Annotated in this window: 1 protein-coding gene; it reads right to left on the bottom strand. The window is 61.8% G+C overall.

The window, feature by feature from the left end; genetic code table 11:
- On the bottom strand, window positions 1–544 hold a 544-nt coding region (locus AC1D0P_RS27830; protein WP_477679685.1), incomplete at both ends, for a TonB-dependent receptor domain-containing protein.

The following is a 544-nucleotide window of genomic DNA, read 5'->3' as shown; positions in this document are numbered from 1 at the left end:
CCACATCGGGATCGTCGGTGGTGGAGGCGTAGGTGATGTAGTTGGAAATCCGGTTGCGGAAATAGCCGATCTTGGCATAAGCGGTATCGCCGGGCCTGATGAGATCGTCGCCGCGCAGGTTGACGCCGATGTCCAGGCCCTTCTGCCGCTCTGGCACGAGATCGGGATTGTTCTGGATCGGGTCGCCGGTGCCGTCGAAATTATGCCCGCCGGGATAGAACATCTCCGAGGCCGTCGGCGGCCGCATCGTATAAGCATAGGTAGCGTAGAACTGCAGCCAGTCCTTTGGCGTCACCGTGACGCCGATCTTCGGATTCCAGTTGCCGCCGTCGCGGGTGAGCGATGGCCCGGTGCAGTTGCCGACATGGTCCGCCGCGCAGCCATCGTCTCCCGGCTCCGGATAGCTGGTGACGCCATTCAGGTTCCAATAATCGTAGCGGATGCCTGTGGTCAGCCCAAAAATGCCGCGCGTCAGCGTCGTATCGAGGAAGCCACCGCTTTTGATCAGGGTTCCATCGGGATTGGCGCCGCGCGCGTCATTGGC

The sequence above is a fragment of the Polaromonas sp. P1_G2 genome, from assembly GCF_056405515.1.
This window is presented reverse-complemented; position numbering and strand designations above follow the sequence as displayed.